18 protein-coding genes are annotated in these 15,226 nt (G+C 71.5%); 7 read left to right on the plus strand and 11 right to left on the minus strand.

Features of this window, described 5'->3' with window-relative positions; genetic code table 11:
• The first annotated feature begins 135 nt into the window (after positions 1–135).
• A complete protein-coding gene (locus ACZJYS_RS08925; RefSeq protein WP_146201903.1) occupies positions 136–324 on the plus strand; it encodes a hypothetical protein in 189 nt (62 codons plus the stop codon).
• Between the two features lie 16 nt (positions 325–340).
• Here the strand turns inward: ACZJYS_RS08925 and ACZJYS_RS08930 are convergent, their stop codons facing one another.
• The 6 genes from ACZJYS_RS08930 to msrB all read right to left on the minus strand — a co-directional run bounded on the left by ACZJYS_RS08930 (position 341) and on the right by msrB (position 5,417).
• Positions 341–796 carry a MaoC family dehydratase gene (locus ACZJYS_RS08930; protein WP_493177309.1) on the minus strand — a complete coding sequence of 152 codons (456 nt, stop codon included), beginning with the start codon at positions 794–796 and terminating at the stop codon, positions 341–343.
• Between the two features lie 25 nt (positions 797–821).
• Positions 822–1,601, minus strand: a complete 780-nt coding sequence (locus tag ACZJYS_RS08935) for a 3-ketoacyl-ACP reductase (protein ID WP_493177311.1) — start codon at positions 1,599–1,601, stop codon at positions 822–824.
• The gene (locus ACZJYS_RS08940) at positions 1,598–2,749 is read right to left on the minus strand and encodes an acyl-CoA dehydrogenase family protein (RefSeq protein ID WP_493177313.1); all 1,152 of its coding nucleotides are present in this window, start codon (positions 2,747–2,749) and stop codon (positions 1,598–1,600) included. Before ACZJYS_RS08940 ends, ACZJYS_RS08935 begins: the two co-directional genes overlap by 4 nt.
• A 65-nt stretch (positions 2,750–2,814) precedes the next feature.
• Complete coding sequence (locus ACZJYS_RS08945) at positions 2,815–3,807, minus strand: LacI family DNA-binding transcriptional regulator (protein ID WP_493177315.1); 993 nt, start codon at positions 3,805–3,807, stop codon at positions 2,815–2,817.
• Positions 3,808–3,925: 118 nt separating this feature from the next.
• A complete protein-coding gene (locus ACZJYS_RS08950) occupies positions 3,926–4,891 on the minus strand; it encodes a Bug family tripartite tricarboxylate transporter substrate binding protein (RefSeq protein WP_181378158.1) in 966 nt (321 codons plus the stop codon).
• A gap of 118 nt (positions 4,892–5,009) precedes the next feature.
• Positions 5,010–5,417 carry a peptide-methionine (R)-S-oxide reductase MsrB gene (gene msrB, locus ACZJYS_RS08955; RefSeq protein ID WP_109517522.1) on the minus strand — a complete coding sequence of 136 codons (408 nt, stop codon included), beginning with the start codon at positions 5,415–5,417 and terminating at the stop codon, positions 5,010–5,012.
• Between the two features lie 190 nt (positions 5,418–5,607).
• Here msrB and ACZJYS_RS08960 point away from each other — a divergent pair, with 190 nt between their 5' ends.
• The 3 genes from ACZJYS_RS08960 to ACZJYS_RS08970 all read left to right on the plus strand — a co-directional run bounded on the left by ACZJYS_RS08960 (position 5,608) and on the right by ACZJYS_RS08970 (position 7,479).
• Positions 5,608–6,072: a PaaI family thioesterase gene (locus tag ACZJYS_RS08960; protein WP_493177317.1), complete on the plus strand. Its 465-nt coding sequence runs from the start codon at positions 5,608–5,610 to the stop codon at positions 6,070–6,072.
• A 70-nt stretch (positions 6,073–6,142) separates the two neighbouring features.
• The gene (locus tag ACZJYS_RS08965; protein WP_109517524.1) at positions 6,143–6,820 is read left to right on the plus strand and encodes a 3-oxoacid CoA-transferase subunit A; all 678 of its coding nucleotides are present in this window, start codon (positions 6,143–6,145) and stop codon (positions 6,818–6,820) included.
• Positions 6,817–7,479 (plus strand): 3-oxoacid CoA-transferase subunit B, encoded by a 663-nt coding sequence (locus tag ACZJYS_RS08970; protein WP_493177318.1) that lies wholly within the window; start codon positions 6,817–6,819, stop codon positions 7,477–7,479. Before ACZJYS_RS08965 ends, ACZJYS_RS08970 begins: the two co-directional genes overlap by 4 nt.
• Before the next feature lie 157 nt (positions 7,480–7,636).
• On the opposite strand, the gene ACZJYS_RS08975 is transcribed toward ACZJYS_RS08970, so the two are convergent.
• Entirely contained in the window at positions 7,637–8,641 is a 1,005-nt protein-coding gene (locus tag ACZJYS_RS08975; protein WP_245906399.1) for an MBL fold metallo-hydrolase, read from the minus strand.
• 254 nt (positions 8,642–8,895) lie between these two features.
• Here ACZJYS_RS08975 and ACZJYS_RS08980 point away from each other — a divergent pair, with 254 nt between their 5' ends.
• Positions 8,896–9,240, plus strand: coding sequence for a RidA family protein (locus ACZJYS_RS08980; protein WP_379641152.1), 345 nt, complete (start codon positions 8,896–8,898; stop codon positions 9,238–9,240).
• Positions 9,241–9,302: 62 nt separating this feature from the next.
• Here ACZJYS_RS08980 and ACZJYS_RS08985 read toward each other — a convergent pair whose 3' ends face one another.
• Positions 9,303–9,623: an ArsR/SmtB family transcription factor gene (locus tag ACZJYS_RS08985; protein WP_109517527.1), complete on the minus strand. Its 321-nt coding sequence runs from the start codon at positions 9,621–9,623 to the stop codon at positions 9,303–9,305.
• Between the two features lie 94 nt (positions 9,624–9,717).
• Here ACZJYS_RS08985 and ACZJYS_RS08990 point away from each other — a divergent pair, with 94 nt between their 5' ends.
• Positions 9,718–10,785 (plus strand): alkene reductase, encoded by a 1,068-nt coding sequence (locus ACZJYS_RS08990; protein ID WP_493177320.1) that lies wholly within the window; start codon positions 9,718–9,720, stop codon positions 10,783–10,785.
• A gap of 85 nt (positions 10,786–10,870) precedes the next feature.
• Complete coding sequence (locus tag ACZJYS_RS08995) at positions 10,871–11,437, plus strand: Uma2 family endonuclease (RefSeq protein WP_493177322.1); 567 nt, start codon at positions 10,871–10,873, stop codon at positions 11,435–11,437.
• A 19-nt stretch (positions 11,438–11,456) separates the two neighbouring features.
• Here the strand turns inward: ACZJYS_RS08995 and ACZJYS_RS09000 are convergent, their stop codons facing one another.
• From ACZJYS_RS09000 to ACZJYS_RS09010, 3 genes are all read right to left on the minus strand, one after another.
• Positions 11,457–12,380, minus strand: coding sequence for a dihydrodipicolinate synthase family protein (locus ACZJYS_RS09000; RefSeq protein ID WP_493177324.1), 924 nt, complete (start codon positions 12,378–12,380; stop codon positions 11,457–11,459).
• A 68-nt stretch (positions 12,381–12,448) separates the two neighbouring features.
• A complete protein-coding gene (locus ACZJYS_RS09005) occupies positions 12,449–14,188 on the minus strand; it encodes an IlvD/Edd family dehydratase (protein ID WP_493177327.1) in 1,740 nt (579 codons plus the stop codon).
• Between the two features lie 124 nt (positions 14,189–14,312).
• On the minus strand, positions 14,313–15,226 hold a 914-nt coding region (locus ACZJYS_RS09010; RefSeq protein WP_493177329.1), incomplete at its 5' end, for a LysR substrate-binding domain-containing protein.

A 15,226-nucleotide genomic window follows, 5' to 3' on the forward strand; every position in this document is an offset into this window, starting at 1 on the left:
CCTTCCCACCCTGCCGAAAGCATTATAACCTCTCCGTGAGGAGAGACATTCGGCCCAGCGAACTTTTCGCGAGCTTAATATTTCCTCCACTAAACTCCGAAATCCACCTCCCTCAGACAAAGCCTGGTCAGAGAAATGGAATCTCGTACGGATATCCACGCGAATGAACTTCGTGACCTGCGCCGGAGCTCTTTGAAGGGTTGGGTTCGGAAACTTCGGTTGCCCGTGCCGCGGCGGCTTTCTCCTTCCAAGGGCCTGATGATCGGCCTGCTTTTCTCTTCCTTGCTCTGGGCCGCGATCATCGGCTTCTTCGTCACCTTCTGATCCGGTTCCCGCGCCATCACGCCCGCGGGGCGCGGCGGTGCACCATCATGTCGTTCTCGCCTTCCTGCACCGTGTCGCCGCGCTGCGTCCGCAGGGCGAAGGCAAGGGTGACGATGCCGCGGTCGGCATGGCGGGTCTCCCGCAGCCCGGCGACGCGGATCGTCGCCTGAAGCCGGTCGCCCACCAGGATCGGGCCGGTGAAGCGCCAGCGCCAGCCCAACGAGACGATGGCGGCAAGCTGGGTCTGCGCCCGGTTCTTCAGCCCGTCCGCCAGGGCCAGCCCCAGCAGCCCATGCGCCACCCGGCCCGGATAGCCCAGCGCCTGCGCATAGGCATCGTCCATGTGGATGTCGTAGAAATCGCCGGAGAGGCCGGCGAAGGCCAGCAGGTGCGCCTCCGTCACCTGGATGCCGCCGGTGGTCCATTCCAGACCGGGCTCGATCTCCTCGAAATGCAGGCGGCGGTCGGTCATGCGCGCGGCTCCCGGCGTGGCAGGCTCAGAGGCGGCCGACATGCAGGCCCCCGTCGATGTGCAGCGCGTCGCCGGTGCTGAAGGGCAGGTCGCCCGCCGCCAGCATGGCGACGGCGCGGCCCACATCCTCCGGCTCCCCCCAGCGGCGGATGGGCGAGAGCCCCTCGGCGATGCGGCGGGAATAGGCCTCGGCCACCGGCGCCGTCAGGTCGGTGCGGATGACGCCGGGGCGGATCTCGTGCACGGCGATGCCCGCCTCCGCCAGGCGCAGCGCGAAGAGCCGCGCCAGCATGGAGACCGCCGTCTTGGCGGCGCAGTACTCGCCACGGTCGGGGGAGGCGAGCTGCGCATTCGCCGAGGAGATGAAGAGGATGCTGCGCGGCTGCGCCGCCGGCGGCACCTCCAGCATCCGCCGCGCCACGGCCTGGGTGAGGAAGAAGGTGCCGCGCGCATTGACGCCGAAGGCGCGGTCCCAGGATTCCGGCGAGACATCCAGCAGGTCGCCGCGCCGCATCGCGCCGACACCGGCATTGTTCACCAGGCAGTCGAGGCCGCCCTGGTCTTCCCACGCCGCCTGGACGAAGGCGTCGTGCTCCTCCAGCCGCGCCACGTCCAGCCGGCGGAAGGCGAAGCGGCCGCCGGCGGCCCGCACCAGCGCCGCCGTCTCCTCGGCGCCCTCCTCGGCGATGTCGGCGGCCAGGATGTCGAAGCCCCGGCCCGCCAGCGCCACGCAGCAGGCCCGGCCGATGCCGCGCCGCCCGCCCGTGACCAGGGCAACGGGGCGCCTCTGCGGAAGCGCGCTCATGCCAGCAGCGTCCGCGCCATGATCATGCGCTGAATCTGATTCGTCCCTTCGTAGATCTGGGTGATCTTCGCGTCGCGGTACAGCCGCTCCACCCGCACGCCGCGGATGTAGCCGCTGCCGCCATGGATCTGCACCGCATCGGCGGTGCGGGCGACCGCGGCATCGGAGGCGAAGCACTTGGCCATGCTCGCCTCCAGCGTGGCGCGGCGGCCTTCGTCGAGCACGCGGGCGGCGTGGTGCACCATCAGCCGCGCGGCGTGCGCGTCCTTCGCCATGTCGGCGATCATCCACTGCACCGCCTGGAAATCGGCGATGGGCTGGCCGAACTGCCGGCGCTGCCTGGCATAATCGATGCTCTCCTCCAGCGCGGCGCGCAGGATGCCGAGCGCCAGCGCGGCGATGCCGACGCGGCCCTTGTCCAGCACCGACATCATCATGTGGAAGCCGCGCCCCTCCTGGCCCAGCATGGCGCCGGCCGGCAGCCGCACGCCCTCGAAGCGCAGCCCGCCGACGGGGGAGGCGCGCTGGCCCATCTTGCGCTCCTTGCGATCACGCGTGACGCCGGCGCTGTCCAGGTCGACCAGGAAGATCGACATGCCGCGATGCCCCGCCGCCGGGTCGGTGCGTACCAGCACGGCGGCGAAATCGGCCACGGGGGCATTGTGGATCCACAGCTTGGCGCCCTCCAGCAGCCAGCCATCGCCGTCACGCCGGGCCTGGGTGCGCAGGCCGGCGAGATCGGAGCCGGCCTCGGCCTCGGTCAGCGCATAGGCGCAGCGGCGCTCGGCGCGCAGCAGGGGGCGGAGGTAGCGCTCCTGCTGGGCGGGCGTGCCATGCTCGGTGAGCAGCGTGCCGAGCAGTTCCACCAGCCCCACCTGGTCGGCCACCGAGGCATAGCCGCGCGACAGTTCCTCCATCACCAGCGCATAGGCCAGCACGTCGGCCCCCGCGCCGCCCAGCGCCTCCGGCACGCTGACGCCGAACAGCCCGGCCCCGGCGAGGCGGCGGTACAGCGCCTCGGGGTAGCGCTCCTCCTCATCCAGCACGGCGGCGAGCGGCGCCACCTCCTCCTCCGCGAAGCGGCGCGCGGCATCGCGCAGGGCGGCGTGCCATTCCGTGGCACCGGCAGGCAGGGCGTCTTCCAACACCGGGCGTTCTTCCCTCTCGCTTGGTCCGCGCGGCCTTCTTCGAGGCGGGGCCGCGTCGGCCTGGTTCAGTCGGCGCGGCGCAGGCGCGCCCCGCAGGATTCGCGCACCACCAGCGCCGGCGGCAGGATCTCGCGCAGCGGCGGCGCCTCCGGCTGTTCCATGCGGTGCAGCAGCACCCGCGCCGCCGCCTGGCCGATGACGCGCGGCGCGACGCGGATGGTGGTGAGCGGCGGGTACCAGTGCGCCGCCTCCCGCACATCGTCGAAGCCCGTCACGGCCACGTCGCGGCCGGGCATGCGGCCGGCGCGCAGCAGGCCGAGCGTGGCGCCGAAGGCCACGGAATCATTGAAGCAGACCAGCGCGGTCGGACTCTCCGGCGGCAGCGCCTGGGCGATCGCGGCGGCGGCGCCGATATCGGTGGAGCAGGGGAGGTGTTCCGCCGCCAGCCCGGCCCGCGCCATGCTGCGCGCATAGCCGTCCCACCGCCCGGTGCTGACCGAGTTGCGCGCGGCGCCGCCCAGGAAGGCGATGCGGCGGTGGCCGAGGCCCAGCAGATGCTCGGTGGCCAGCCGCGTGCCGGCGCGGTTGTCCGGCCCCGCATGGGCGCCGGCGCGGAAGCCGCGCACCACCGTGGCATGCGGCACGCGCCAGGCCTGGAGTTCGCCGATCAGCGCCGGGGGTGTGCCCGTGGCGGGCATCAGCAGCACGCCGTCCACCGGCTGCTCCCGGAAGCGCTCCAGCATCCGCCGCTGGCGCAGCACGGATTCGGAGGTGTTGGCCAGCATGGTGGCGTAGCCGGCCTCGTCCAGCGCCTCCTCCACGCCGGCGGTCAGCTCCGCGTAGAAGGGGTTGGTCAGCTCGCAGACCAGCAGGCCGACCGTGTGCGACTTGCCGGAGCGCATCAGCGCGGCGGAGCGGTCATACACATAGCCGAGGCGCTCGGCGGCCTCGCGCACGGCGCGGCGGGTCTCCGGGCGCAGCCGGGAATCGTCGCGCAGCGCCAGGGCGGCGGTGGACAGCGCCACCCCCGCCTCACGTGCCACGTCCTTGATCCTCACCCGCTGCATCCGCGCCCGCGTCTCGCTGTGCCATGGCAGGATTGGAACGTTCCAATTGCCCTGTCAAGGCGAGGCGAGGCGCGGGGGAGGGCCAGGGGCGGCGCCCCTGGCCTGGCCGTCAGTCGGGGCGCACGCCGTTGTCCCGCGCCACCCGGCCCCAGCTGTCGATCTGCGTGCCGACGAAGCGGGCGAGATCCGCGGGCTCGGAGAGCACGAGTTCCGCCTGGTTCAGCTCGGCGAACTGGCTGGCGATACGCGGCTCCCGGTAGGTCTCGACCAGCGCCGCGCGGAAGCGCTGGATGACCGGCTCCGGCGTTCCCGCCGGGGCGAAGACGCCCCACCAGGCCACGGCGGTCAGGCCCGGGAAGCCGGCCTCGGCGGTGGTGGGCACCTCCGGCAGGCCGGCCAGCCGCTGCTCGCCCAGCTGCAGCAGCGGCCGCAGCGAGCCGGCGGAGATGTGCGGCGCGAGCAGGGCGCTGCTGCCGATCATCATGTCGATATGGCCGGCCACCGCGTCGTTCACCGCCAACCCGCCGCCGCGATAGGGCAGGTGGGTCATGCTCACCCCGGCGCGGCGGGCCAGCATCAGCATGGCGAGGTGCCCGATGGTGCCGTTGCCGGTGGAGCCGAAGGTGACACCGCCGCGCTTGGCCGCGGCCAGGACGTCGGCCATGGTCTTGTAGGGCTTGCCCGGCTGGCAGGCCACCACATAGGGCGCATGGCCGATCTGGGTGACGGGCGCCAGGTCGCGCTGGATGTCGAAAGGAAGGCTGGGCACCAGCACCGGCATCACGGCATGGGAGTCGAAGGTCAGCAGCCAGGTCTGCCCGTCGGGCCGGGCCTTAGCGGCGACATCGGTGCCGATGCTGCCGGCCGCGCCGCTGCGGTTCTCCACCACGATCGGCACGCCGAGGCGCTGTTGCAGGCCCGGCGCCGCCAGCCGCGCCACGGCGTCGGTGGAACCGCCGGGCGCGAAGGGCACGACGATGCGGATGGTGCCGGATGGCCAGGTGTCGGCGGATGCGCGGATGGCGGGCAGTGCCGCCAGCCCGCCCAGGATGGCGCGCCTCGACCAGTTCTGCATGATGAACCTCCCTTGCGGCGCCCGTACCGGCGCCTTCAGGTTCATCATTCCGCCAGCGGGGCGGGGAGGCAACCCCGGGGCGCCCGCCGCCATCCGCGCCGCCCCCTCAGGCGGGGTGTCAGGCGGGGTGGAAGTCCATCGCCACGCCGTTGATGCAGTAGCGCAGATGCGTGGGCGGCGGGCCGTCGGGGAAGACATGGCCCAGATGGCTGCCGCAGCTGGCGCAATGGACCTCGGTGCGCACCATGCCGTGGCTCATGTCCCGGCTGACGCCGACGGCGCCTTCCAGCGGCGCGCCGAAGCTCGGCCAGCCGGTGCCGCTCTCGAACTTCCCCTCGGTGCTGAACAGCGGCTGGTCGCAGCCGGCGCAGGTGAAGGTGCCGGCGCGCTTCTCGTGCAGCAGGGCGCAGCTGCCCGGGCGCTCCGTGCCGTGGGCGCGCATCACCCGGTACTGCTCGGGTGTCAGGCGGGCGCGCCATTCCGCCTCGGTCCGCGTCACCGGGTAGGTGATGGTGTTGGTATCCATGCGGCGTCTCCCTCGGATGCGGGTGGCCCGGCAGGCCCGGGCCGCGGACCCGCATATCGGGTGGCGGGGGGGTGCTGTCGAGGCCCCGGGCGCATGGCTTGACGGGCCGTGGCGGGCGCGCATACTCGGCCAGCAAAAATGGAACGTTATTCCGCTTAGCGGAAATGATGGCGCCAAGAGGAACGATCCCATGCCCCCTCCGGGCGCAGACATCTCCACCGCCAGCCCGCCCTCCGCCGGCACGGGCGCCTTCGACCCCGCCGGCGCCGGCTGGCAACCCCGGGGCAACTCCAACTTTTCCACCCTGGTCGGCCCGCTCTGGGCCCGGCGCGAGGGCGAGAGCTGGGCCTATGGCTTCCTCGCCGGGCCGCAGCACAGCAATGCGCGCGGCATCGTGCATGGCGGCATGCTGGTGACGCTGGCCGACAACGCGCTCGGCCTCGTCGTGCACGAGGCGTCCGGGCGCCAGCCGGCCGTGACGATGCAGCTCAACACCCATTTCCTCTCCGCGGCGCATCCGGGCGAGTTCGTCGAGGCGCGCGGCGAGGTGATGCGGCGTGGCCGCTCGGTGATGTTCGTGCGCGGCACGCTGACCGTGGGAGACCGCATGGTGCTGGCGGCGGACGGGATCTGGAAGCTGCTCGGCGCGCGCTGACCGCCCGCCGCGCGCCACCAGGCGAGAAGACGGCCGCAGGGCCGCAAACACAGGGAGGACCGGCAGCGCAATGCTGGACAGGCGCGTCGCATCGTTCACGGAAGCCATCGCCGGCATCGGCCATGGCGCCACCATCATGCTGGGCGGCTTCGGCGGCGCCGGCACGCCGCTCGGGCTGGTCGCCGCGGTGCATCGCGCCGGGCTGCGCGACCTGACGGTGATCGCCAACAATGGCGGCAGCGCGGAGCCGGACCTGCGCATCTGGCTGGAGGCGGGGCAGGTGCGCAAGCTCGTCTGCTCCTACCCCAAGTCCAAGCTGCACACGACGGCGAGCTTCACCACCCTCTACCTGGCCGGCAAGATCGAGCTGGAACTGGTGCCGCAGGGCACGCTGGTGGAGCGGATGCGCTGCGCCGGCGCCGGGCTCGGCGGCTTCTACACCCCCGTCGGCGCCGGCACCGCCCTGGCCGAGGGCAAGGAGACGCGCATGATCGACGGGCGCGAGCATGTGCTGGAGATGCCGCTCTCCGCCGACGTGGCGCTGCTGCGCGGCCGGCAGGCGGACCGCCTGGGCAACCTCACCTACAACAAGACCGCCCGCAACTTCGCCCCCGTGATGGCCACCGCCGCGAAGCTGGTGGTGGTCGAGGTGGAGGAGTTCGTCGAGCTCGGCGCGCTGGACCCGGAGGCGGTGGTGACGCCCGGCATCTTCGTGGACCGCGTGGTGCAGAGGGAGGCGCCGCAATGAGCACGCCGCTGAACCGCGAGCAGATGGCCCGCCGCGTGGCCCGCGCCATTCCGGACGGCGCCTTCGTCAACCTCGGCATCGGCCTGCCGGACATGGTGCCGGACCATATCCCGCCCGAGAACGAGATCTTCCTGCACAGCGAGAACGGCATCCTGCATGTCGGGGCGCGCCCGCCGGCCGGGCAGGAGGACTGGGACCTGATCAACGCCGGCAAGCAGCCGGTGAGCCTGCGGAGCGGCGGCAGCTTCTTCGACAGCGCGCTGAGCTTCGCGATGATGCGGGGCGGCCATCTCGACGTCTCGGTGCTGGGCGCCTTCCAGGTCTCCGAGGCGGGCGACCTCGCCAACTGGTCCACCGGCCTCGGCGAAGGCGTGCCGGCGGTGGGCGGGGCGATGGACCTCGCCGTGGGCGCCAGGCAGATCTGGGTGATGATGGAGCACACGGCGCGGGATGGCAGCCCGCGCATCCTGCGCCAGTGCCGCTACCCGCTGACGGCCACCGGCGTGGTGAAGCGCATCTTCACCAACCTCGCGGTGATTGCCGTTCGGCCGGAGGGGCTGGAGGTGGAGGAGATCCTGCCCGGCCTCAGCCTGGACGAATTGCAGGCGCGCACGGAGGCCACGCTGCGCGCGGGCGCCATGCGGCCGCTGGAAGCCTGAGCGGCGCATGGCGAGCCGTCCGGCCGGGGCGGCGGCGGGCGCCACGGCCCGGGTGAACCGCCATGCCGACCAATATTTGTCATAATGTCCGTTATACGTCATAGACGGACGGCATGGTGAAGCACCCCGGAGCGTCCTGCTCCGGGGTGCGGACGCATCAGCCGGCGCTTGTCAGGTCCATCGGCTCCGGCACCCAGACATAGCCCTCGCCGGCCTTCGCCACATGGCCGAGCCCCGGCCAGGGGAAGTGGTAGGACAGCACCGCCTGCCGGTCCGTCGCCAGGCGGTCGAGCATGCGGCTGCGCGACTGGGCGGAGAGCTTCGGGTCGGTGTCGAAGGAGAATTCCCACAGCGGCCGCTGCAGCAGCAGGATGTGGTGGTGCGCCAGGTCGCCCGTGTAGACCATGCTCTGGCCATCGCTCTCGATGGTGTAGCAGGTGTGGCCGACCGTATGGCCCGGCGTGGAGATGGCGGTGATGCCGGGCACCACCTCCGCCCCGTCCTTCACCATCACCATGCGGTCGCGATAGGCGGAGAGGTTCTTCTTCGCGCCATCGATGAAGCTGGTCATGAAGGCCGGGCCGCGCTTGTTGCTGTCATCCGTCCAGTAGCGCAGGTCGGCCTCGCTCAGCGCCACCTGCGCGTTGGGGAAGACGCGGTTGCCGGCGGCGTCCACCAGGCCCCAGCAATGGTCGCAATGCGCGTGGCTGAGCACCACGAGGTCGATCTGCTCCGGCTGGATGCCGGCGGCGCGCATGTTGGCCAGCATCCGCCCCGTGGTGGGGCCGAACATCTTGCTGTCCGCCCCCATGCTCTCGCCCATGCCGGTGTCGAACAGGATGAGCTGGCGGCCGGTGTTCAGCACCAGCACGTTCTGCTCCAGCGTCGCGGCGTCGGGGGGCAGGAAGTTGCCGCGCAGCAGGCCCACGATCTCCTCCGGCGGCGAGGCCGGGAAGGCCGGCTCCGGCTTGCCGAGCGGCAGGCGCCCGTCGGAGATCACCGTGGCCTCGTAGCCGCCGAGGCGGAAGCGGTACCAGGCGGGCGGCACGTCGTTGCGGAACGGGGCGGCGGCCTCGGCGTGCCAGCTGGCGGCGGGCAGCAGCCCGGCACCGACGGCAAGGCCCGTGGCGGCGCGCAACAGGGTGCGGCGATCCATCGTCATGGTCGTACTCCTCCGGTGTTGTTTTTGCTGAGGCATGTTTCTGAGGCAGCGGGGCCGCGCACGCCGCGGGCCCTTTGCCTGGCCCGAAGGAGCGAGGCGCGGGAGATCCCGGCGCCACATCAAGACCGTATCGAATCCGGCGCGGGCTGAACAGGGGGCGCCCTGCCCCTCTGGCAGGCCGGGCCGGCCTGCCGCACTATGCCACCCGCGCCGCCGGCACGCGCCGCGCGCCGAACCTCCAGGAGACCTGACGGATGACCATCCAGCGCCACGGCCGCACCCCCATCATGCACCGCTTCGTCGAGCACAACGGCGTGCTCTATGTCGGCGGGCTGGTGGCGGAGGACCGCAGCCAGGGCATGAAGAGCCAGACCGAGCAGGTGCTGGCGCGCTTCGGCAAGCTGCTGGACGAGGTGGGCAGCGATCGCGGCAAGGTGCTCGCCGCCACCATCTACATCACCGACATGGCGCTGAAGGACGAGATGAACGCGGCCTGGACCGCCTTCTTCGGCGACGACCTGCCGACCCGCGCCACCATCGGTGTCGCCGATCTCGGGCCGAACACGCTGATCGAGGTGGTGTTCACCGCAGCCCGCTGAGCGGCAGCGCGAGGGGAGGAAGACGGAACTCCTCCCCCCGGCACTCCCATCATCTGGGCCTGTCAGGAAGCCGGGCTGGTCCGGGATTCCAGCGCCAGCACCGTGTCCAGCAGGCCGGGGAAGCGCTCCGCCATCTCGTCGCGCAGCGCCACGACGCAGCGCGTGCCTTCCCGGCGGTGCCGCACCAGCCCCGCCTGCCGCAGCACCTTCATGTGATGCGAGAGGGTGGAGGGCGAGACGCCCGCCTCGAACGCGCCCCAGCCGCGCTCCCCTTCCGCCGCCAGGGCGGCCAGGATGCGCAGCCGCAGCGGGTCGCTCAGCGCGTGCAGCACCTCGGTCAGCGGCACCGCGCCGATCTCGGGATGCGGATAGGGGTCTTGCATCCGGCTCGTCTCCTCCTAGTTGTTCGATATTCGACGATCATCGAACAACGGGCACCCTCCCGGTTCCCGTCACGCCTGGACGAGATATAGCGCAATGCCCACACTGTTCGACCCCATCCGCCTCGGCGCGATCGAGGCGCCCAACCGCATCATCATGGCCCCCCTCACCCGCTCCCGCGCCACGCCGGACCGGGTGCCGACGCCGATGATGCGCGACTACTACGTGCAGCGCGCCTCCGCCGGGCTGATCCTGTCCGAGGCCACCTCCGTCACGCCGATGGGCGTGGGCTATGCCAACACCCCCGGCATCTGGTCCGAGGCGCAGGTCGAGGCCTGGAAGATGATCACCGACGCCGTGCACGCGGCCGGCGGGCGGATCATGCTGCAGCTCTGGCATGTCGGCCGCATCTCGGACCCCATCTTCCTCGACGGCGCCCTGCCCGTGGCGCCGAGCGCCATCCAGCCGGCCGGTCATGTCAGCCTGGTGCGGCCGCAGCGCCCCTATGTGACGCCGCGCGCGCTGGAGACGGACGAGATCCCCGGCATCGTCGCCGCCTACCGCCGCGGCGCCGAGAACGCGCAGCGCGCCGGCTTCGACGGCGTCGAGATCCATGGCGCCAATGGCTACCTGCTCGACCAGTTCCTGCAGGATTCCACCAACCGCCGCACCGACGAGTATGGCGGCCCGGTCGAGAACCGCGCCCGGCTGATGCTGGAGGTGACGGACGCCGCCATCGGCGTCTGGGGCGCCGACCGGGTGGGCATGCACCTCGCCCCCCGCGCCGACAGCCACGACATGGGCGACAGCGACCGCCTCGCTACCTTCGGCTACGTGGCGCGCGAACTGGGCCGGCGGAAGATCGCCTTCCTCTTCGCCCGCGAGCACGAGGCGCCGGACCGCATCGGCCCGCAGCTGCGTGCGGCCTTCGGCGGCCCCTTCATCGCCAATGAGCGCTTCTCGCCTGAGCAGGCGGCGGCGGATCTGGCGGAGGGCCGGGCGGATGCCATCAGCTTTGGCCTGAAGTTCATCGCCAACCCGGACCTGCCGGAGCGCCTGCGCCTGGGCGCGCCGCTGAACGAGGTGAGCCGCGACACCCTCTACGCCGGCGGCGCCGAGGGTTATGTGGACTATCCGGCGCTGGACGCCGCCAAGGCGGCCTGAGCGGGGCGGGGGCTGGCGGGCCCGCGCCCGCCGCCCCATCTCCGGGCTGGAAGTCCCGGTGCCCCTTCATGCTAGGCTGGCCGCCATGAACCTCGCCTATCGCAAGCCGATGAGCCTGTCGGAGTTCCTCGACTGGGAGGAAGGCCAGGAGCTGCGCTTCGAGTTCGACGGCGCCCGGCCCGTGGCCATGGTGGGCGGCACGCGGGCGCATGCCTTCATCCAGCGCAACCTCGCCATCTCGGTGGGCGGGCGGCTGCGCGGGAAGCCCTGCCAGTTCGCGGGGTCGGACCTGAAGGTGCTGGTGGCGGGCAGCATCCGCTACCCGGACGGGCTGGTGACCTGCACCCCCGCCGCCAATGACAGCACCCTGGTGCGGGACCCGGTGGTGGTGTTCGAGGTACTGAGCAACAGCACCGCCGGCACGGACCGCATCACCAAGAACCACGAATACGCCGCCACCCCCTCCATCCGCCGCTACGTGATGCTGGAGCAGGACCGCATCGCCGCGACCGTCTTCGCCCGCATGGGCGAGGACTGGGTGGGCCATGTGCTGCGCGCCGATGCGGTGCTGGAGATGCCCGAGATCGGCCTCTCCATCCCGCTCGCCGAGCTCTACGAGGGGCTCAGCTTCGACGAGGCGGAGGAGGGGTAGGCCCCCTCCCCGGCCCTGGTCAGCGGCCCCAGCGCAGCACCATCGGGTCCAGCGCCCGCGCCGTCTCCAGCAGCCCCTCGCGCACCTTGGGGTGCAGCGGCGCCACGGGGTGGCGCGGCGCGTCGCAGCCGATGATGCCGCCCGCCTGCATCAGCGCCTTGGCCGCCAGCAGCCCGGCCTGGCGGTTCTCATAGTTGATCAGCGGCAGCCAGCGGGCATAGCCGGCCATCGCCGCCTCGCGCCGGCCGGCGCGGTAATCCTCCAGGATGGGCTTGATGCCATCCGGGTAGCCGCCGCCGGTCATGCTGCCGGTGGCCCCCGCCTCCAGGTCGGGGAAGAGGGTGATCGCCTCCTCGCCATCCCACGGCCCCTCGATCGCGTCGCCGCCCAGCGCGATCAGCTCGCGCAGCTTGGTCGCGGCACCGGCGGTCTCGATCTTGAAGTAGGAAACCTGCTCGATCTCCCGCGCCATCTTCGCCAGGAAGGGGGCAGAAAGCGGCGTGCCGGCCACCGGCGCGTCCTGGATCATGATGGGGATGCCGATGGCATCCGAGACAGCCTGGAAGAACGATTGCACCCCCGCCTCGCCGACGCGGATGGTGGCGCCGTGATAGGGCGGCATGACCATCACCATCGCCGCGCCCTGCGCCTCGGCACGGCGGCTGCGCTCGGCGCAGACGCGCGAGCTGAAATGCGTGGTGGTGACGATCACCGGCACGCGGCCCGCCACATGCTTCAGGATCGCCGCCGTCAGCACCTCGCGCTCCTCGTCGGACAGCACGAACTGCTCGGAGAAATTGGCCAGGATGCACAGGCCGTCCGAGCCGGCATCGATCATGAAGTCCACGGCGCGGAGCTGGCCAGGCAGGTCGAGCGCGCCGCTCTCGTCGAAGATGGTCGGCACGACGGGGAACACGCCGCGGTAGCGGGGGGGGTTGGGCATTTCTTTTACTCCCTCAAACGAAAGAAGGCCGGGGAAAGGAATTCCCCCGGACCCCCATCTTTTTTCTGTCAGTGATTGTCGCGGGGGACGGGGGAGCCGCTCTTGCCCACCAGGAAGTCAAAATCGGCGCCCTGGTCGGCCTGCAACACATGCTCCACATAAAGCCGGGTGTAGCCACGGTCCATCGGCGGCGCGGGCGGCGTCCAGGCGGCGCGGCGGGCGGCCAGCTCTGCCTCCTCCACATGCAGGTGCAGCGTGCCGGCCTTCACGTCCAGCGTGATGAGGTCGCCGTTGCGCACCAGGGCCAGCGGGCCGCCGGCGGCCGCCTCCGGCGCCACATGCAGCACCACCGTGCCATAGGCCGTGCCGGACATGCGGGCATCGGAGATCCGCACCATGTCCCGCACGCCCTGCTTCAGCAGCTTCTGCGGCAGCGGCATGTTGCCCACCTCCGCCATGCCGGGGTAGCCGCGCGGGCCGCAATTCTGCAGCACCATGATGCAGTCCGCGTCGATGTCGAGGCTGTCATCGTCCACCGCATGGTGCAGGTGCTCGATGCTCTCGAACACCACGGCGCGGCCAGTGTGCTTCATCAGGTGCGGCGAGGCGGCGGAAGGCTTGATCACCGCGCCATCGGGCGCGAGGTTGCCGCGCAGGATGGCGATGCCGGCATCCGGCTTGAACGGCGCCTCCGGCGTGGTGATGACGGCGCGGTTCCAGCACTGCGCGTCCTGCACGTTCTCCCAGATGGTGCGGCCGTTCACCGTCAGCGCGTCCTTGTGCAGCAGCCCCTGCTCGGCCAGGTCGCGCAGCACCACCGGCAGGCCGCCGGCATAGTAGAAATCCTCCATCAGGTACTCGCCGGAGGGCATCAAATTCACCTGGCAATGGACGCCACGGCCAAGCCGGTCGAAATCGTCCAGCGTCAGGTCCACGCCGATGCGGCGGGCGATGGCGATGAGGTGCACCACCGCATTGGTCGAGCCGCCGATCGCCGCCAGGGTGCGGATGGCGTTCTCGAAGGCCTCGCGGGTCAGGATCTTGGTCGGCGTCAGGTCCTCGGCCACCATCTGCACGATGCGGCGCCCGGCCATGCGCGCCAGCTCGTTGCGGCGGGCATCGACGGCGGGGATGGCGGCGTTGGTCGGCAGACCGATGCCCAGCGCCTCCACCATCGAGGCCATGGAGGAGGCGGTGCCCATGGTCATGCAGGAGCCGTGGCTGCGGTTCATCCCCGCCTCGGCCTCGTGGAATTCCTTCAGCGTGATCTCGCCGGCGCGGAGCTGCTCGCTCATCGAGATGATGTTGGTGCCGGAGCCGATCATCTTGCCCTGGTACACGCCGCGCAGCTGCGGCCCGCCAGAGACGCCGATGGCGGGCAGGTCGGCGCTGGCCGCGCCCATGAGCAGCGCGGGCGTCGTCTTGTCGCAGCCCATCAGCAGCACCACGCCGTCCAGCGGATGGGCGCGGATGCCCTCCTCCACATCCATGGCGGCGAGGTTGCGGTAGAGCATGGCGGTGGGCCGCATCGTCACCTCGCCCAGCGAGGAGACGGGGAATTCCAGCGGGAAGCCGCCCGCCTCCAGCACCCCGTAGCGCACATGCTCGGCGATGGTGCGGAAATGGCTGTTGCAGGGGTTCAGCTCGGACCAGGTGTTGCAGATGCCGATGACCGGGCGGCCCTCGAACTGGTCCTGCGGGATGCCGCGGTTCTTCAGGAAGGAGCGGTAGTAGAAGCCCATCTTGTCCTGCCGGCCGAACCAGGCCTGGCTGCGCAGCGTGCTTTTCTTGGTGTCGTCCCCGGCCATCGGCCCCGTCCCCTTCCCTGTGCGCCGGCGGCAGTGTCGGCGCCCCGGCCATCGCGCAGTGTAGGGCGGAGAGACATGCCGGGCCAATGACAAGAGCGGCCTCCGACATGCCATTTTCAATATCTCAGCCGGGAAACAGCACTGTCTCCAGCAACCCGAAAAACCCCTGCGCCGCGGGGGAGAGAGGCCGGTCCTTCAGCCGGATCAGCCCGAAGGGCGGCACGGCCAGATGCGGCTCCTCCGGCGGCGGCGGCAGGCGGCGCACCCGGCCGGCGCCGTCGAACAGCGCGGCCACCGGCTCGCTCACCACGCACACCGCCTCGCCACGCCCGAGCACGGAGAGCGCCAGCAGGGCGGAGGCGGTGTTGAGCACCCGCCCCGGCAGGCTCAGCCCGTGGCGGGCCACCATGGTCTCCACCGCCTGCCGCAGCAGGCTGCCGGGTGGCTCCAGCACCCAGGGGTAGCCCAGCAGCGCCGCCAGGCCGGGCGGCGGGCCGGCCAGCAGCGGGTGCCCCTCCCCCACCAGGAAGCAGAGCGGCTCCTCCCCCACCTCGCGGTATTCCAGCCCGGCGGCGCTGGCGCCCTGCGGAATGCGCGCCAGCACGAAATCCAGCCGCCCGGCGCGCAGCCGCTCCACCAGCGGCGCGCTGGTCTCCACCTCCACCGAGATGCGCAGCGCCGGGCTGCGCTGCTGCGCCAGTTCCACGGCACGCGCGAGGCCGTCCACCGCCGGGCCGGTGACAGCGCCGATGGCCACCGTGCCCCCCGCGCCGCTCCGCAGGGAATTGAGCTCCTCCCCCGCCTGTTCCAGCGCCACCAGCACGGTGCGGGCGCGGCGCAGCAGCACCTCGCCCTGGAGGTTGGGCTCCACCCCGCGCGGGCGGCGCTCGAACAGCGGCACGCCGACGATCTGCTCGATCTCGGCCAGCAGCTTGGAGGCGGCGGGCTGCGTCAGCCCCAGGCTCTGCGCCGCGCGGTTCAGGTTGCGCAGGTCGTCCATCGCCGTGAGCAGCTGGAGATGCCGCAGCTTCAGCCGGC

Source organism: Roseomonas sp. TS2, assembly GCF_058833935.1.

Coding starts and splice junctions, on each gene's coding strand:
- ACZJYS_RS08925 (WP_146201903.1), top strand. CDS start 136: ATGGAATCTCGTACGGATATCCACGCGAATGAACTTCGTGACCTGCGC.
- ACZJYS_RS08930 (WP_493177309.1), bottom strand. CDS start 796: ATGACCGACCGCCGCCTGCATTTCGAGGAGATCGAGCCCGGTCTGGAA.
- ACZJYS_RS08935 (WP_493177311.1), bottom strand. CDS start 1,601: ATGAGCGCGCTTCCGCAGAGGCGCCCCGTTGCCCTGGTCACGGGCGGG.
- ACZJYS_RS08950 (WP_181378158.1), bottom strand. CDS start 4,891: ATGCAGAACTGGTCGAGGCGCGCCATCCTGGGCGGGCTGGCGGCACTG.
- msrB (WP_109517522.1), bottom strand. CDS start 5,417: ATGGATACCAACACCATCACCTACCCGGTGACGCGGACCGAGGCGGAA.
- ACZJYS_RS08960 (WP_493177317.1), top strand. CDS start 5,608: ATGCCCCCTCCGGGCGCAGACATCTCCACCGCCAGCCCGCCCTCCGCC.
- ACZJYS_RS08965 (WP_109517524.1), top strand. CDS start 6,143: ATGCTGGACAGGCGCGTCGCATCGTTCACGGAAGCCATCGCCGGCATC.
- ACZJYS_RS08970 (WP_493177318.1), top strand. CDS start 6,817: ATGAGCACGCCGCTGAACCGCGAGCAGATGGCCCGCCGCGTGGCCCGC.
- ACZJYS_RS08975 (WP_245906399.1), bottom strand. CDS start 8,641: ATGACGATGGATCGCCGCACCCTGTTGCGCGCCGCCACGGGCCTTGCC.
- ACZJYS_RS08980 (WP_379641152.1), top strand. CDS start 8,896: ATGACCATCCAGCGCCACGGCCGCACCCCCATCATGCACCGCTTCGTC.
- ACZJYS_RS08985 (WP_109517527.1), bottom strand. CDS start 9,623: ATGCAAGACCCCTATCCGCATCCCGAGATCGGCGCGGTGCCGCTGACC.
- ACZJYS_RS08990 (WP_493177320.1), top strand. CDS start 9,718: ATGCCCACACTGTTCGACCCCATCCGCCTCGGCGCGATCGAGGCGCCC.
- ACZJYS_RS08995 (WP_493177322.1), top strand. CDS start 10,871: ATGAACCTCGCCTATCGCAAGCCGATGAGCCTGTCGGAGTTCCTCGAC.
- ACZJYS_RS09000 (WP_493177324.1), bottom strand. CDS start 12,380: ATGCCCAACCCCCCCCGCTACCGCGGCGTGTTCCCCGTCGTGCCGACC.
- ACZJYS_RS09005 (WP_493177327.1), bottom strand. CDS start 14,188: ATGGCCGGGGACGACACCAAGAAAAGCACGCTGCGCAGCCAGGCCTGG.